This window comes from Citrobacter sp. wls619 (assembly GCF_005281345.1).
Lineage (GTDB): Bacteria > Pseudomonadota > Gammaproteobacteria > Enterobacterales > Enterobacteriaceae > Citrobacter.
The window spans coordinates 1331-3865 of the sequence record NZ_SZXJ01000028.1 but is presented as its reverse complement, the minus strand read 5'-3'; the positions used below and the strand labels follow the sequence as shown (position 1 = coordinate 3865).

At 49.0% G+C, this 2535-nt stretch carries 1 protein-coding gene and 1 pseudogene; both read left to right on the top strand.

The genetic code is table 11. The features are described from left to right. Positions 1–1355: pseudogene (locus FDX19_RS25260) on the top strand (RHS repeat-associated core domain-containing protein); the annotation flags it as partial. 359 nt (positions 1356–1714) lie between these two features. Further along, positions 1715–2119 carry a hypothetical protein gene (locus tag FDX19_RS05250; RefSeq protein ID WP_137381880.1) on the top strand — a complete coding sequence of 135 codons (405 nt, stop codon included), beginning with the start codon at positions 1715–1717 and terminating at the stop codon, positions 2117–2119. Positions 2120–2535: the final 416 nt, after the last annotated feature.

Genomic DNA, 2535 nt, shown 5'->3' with positions numbered 1-2535 from the left:
TCACTTACGGCTCCGGTTATATCGCCGGGGTGAAACTCGGCGACACGCCGCTGATGGAGTTCACTCGCGACCGCCTGCACCGGGAAACGCTGCGCGCTTCTGGCGCTTATGAACAAAACACGCACTACAGCGCAACCGGGCAGCTACAGCGCCATACCTTCAGCGACCCGATGCAAAACCGGGAGTACGGTTATAATGACAACGGGCAGCTTATCCGCATCAGTGGCACACATCAGCAGGAGGATTATCGCTATGACGACGCGGGGCGGCTTACCGGCGCACGAAACAACGACCTGCTGCGCCGCTACACCACCGACCCGGCTGGCAACCGGCTGGCAGACCGGGAGCAGTATCCGGCACTACCTGCCGTGTGGCGGGATAACCGCATCGGTGAGGATGAGCAGTATTTTTACCACCACGACGCGCACGGACGGCTGACGGAATAGGACGAGCGCCGGATACGTGAGGACGGCGGTTACGTACACTGTTATTACTACGATAACCAGCACCGGCTGGCGCACTACCGCTGTGAACAACAGGGCGTCACGTTTCTGGAAAGCCGCTACCTGTATGACCCGCTGGGTCGCCGCCTTGGCAAACGGGTGTGGAAAAGCAGACGTGAGCGCGGTAGCCTCACCGGGGAGGAATATATTTATCTGAATAAAATCCCAGAAGTGACGTGGTACGGCTGGGACGGCGACAGGTTAACCACCACGCGGACGGATACGCAGCGCATCCAGACCATTTATCTGCCGGGCAGCTTCACGCCGCTGGTGAGAATCGAAACTCAGGCCGCAGAGCTGGCAAAAGCAGTCCGCCGCACGCTGGCAGAGAAGTTCCAGCAGGAGGCGAACGTGACCTTTCCGCCGGAACTGGTGACACTGGTGGACAGTCTGGAGGCAGAGCTTCAGCGCGGGGAACTCAGCGAACCCAACCGTGCGTGGCTGGCGCAGTGTGGCCTGACGCCAGAGCAGATACAAAACCAGATGGAGCCGGAATACACGCCGCTGCGGAAAATCCACCTGTACCACTGCGACCACCGGAGCCTGCCGCTGGCGCTGATAAATCAGGACGGAAAAACAGACTGGTCAGCGGAATACGATGCATGGGGTAATGTGCTGCGCGAGAATAATCCGCACCACCTGCAACAGCTTATTCGCCTGCCGGGGCAGCAGTATGATGAGGAAACAGGGCTGTACTATAACCGGCATCGTTACTATGATCCGCTGCTGGGGAGGTATATTACTCAGGATCCGATTGGGTTGAAAGGGGGGGTAAATCCTTACCAGTACCCGTTAAACCCGGTCACTGATACAGATCCGTTGGGGCTATTCCAAATGTGTCATAGAGATCTTTTAATGCCAATTCCATATGCAAGACACTGTTATGTAAAATTTAATGATGGTTCTACATCAAGTTATGATCCTAAAGGTGTTAATCCTGACCCTGATCCGAATCAAGAAGGAACTATTTGTACGGAACCAAAACAGCCAGCACTTGATGAGTGTATTAAGAAGGCAATGGACAATTGCAAGGGCGAAAATTATAACTTCACGGCGTTCAATTGTTGCCATTGCGCTGAGCAAGCAATGAAAGCATGTGGAACATCAATTTCTAGAGGCGAATGGCCCAATGCTCCAATAAATCCTGGGCCACAACCAGGAGAAACCGGCTACAAAAAGGAGCCGGTTTATGATTCAAGTTTGGGGGATTTATGACGGAAAGAAAAATAATTGGGATTGGGGTAACAGTTATTTTAATTAGTTGTTTCTTTCTCTGGGTGAGTTCTCTTTTTCACAGTTATATGTACAGTCGGCTAGGTTTAGGCCGTAATGGTATCTTAACGTTCCTTTGGGGACTAAATTTTATTCCATCTTTTTTACTTTACTATCTTTGTGTAAAAAACAGACTGATAATAAGTACTGGATATATATTGCTTTTAAGTGGTTTGATGGCTTTCAGCCATTTTCTCTCTGAAAAAATTGGTTTTATTGTTGACTTTTCAGGTGGTTCTGGTTTGAGAGTTGTATGTGTTATTTATTTTATAATTAGTTCAATATTAATAGGGATTGGAGGTTTTTTGGGATTTATTACATCTTCCCTTAGAAAAATAAAATAACACTTATAATTTCAGTGTATGTGTTGCTTTTTATGACACGCGCATCCAGGTATTAGGCCACTGCGGTAAGCGGATAGATGGTTGTTTACGACTTGCAGGAAGGTTTAGGATAGGGTTTTATAAATTGTCTCTCACAGGGAATCGTACCGAAGGATCGAACCAGAGATTTATTAACCGCTACTCAGATGAATGCTGCAAAAATAGCCGTACCATTATCAAGCCGCAGCAACATTCAGGACAACTCATAAGTACAACAACCACAATAACGTGTAGAAAATGAGCTTCCCAAAAGGTGGTCATTCTGGTGGTCTTGACAACCTCAATTTTTAGGTTTAGCTTACCAATCAGCCAGTTAATGGCTAAGGCGATCCCAGTCAGAGGAGCCAAATTTTAGTTTCGGGACATCCCAGCGAGTC

Excerpts from the sequence above, each read along its gene's own strand:
- FDX19_RS05250 (WP_137381880.1), top strand. The coding sequence starts at position 1,715 with ATGACGGAAAGAAAAATAATTGGGATTGGGGTAACAGTTATTTTAATT.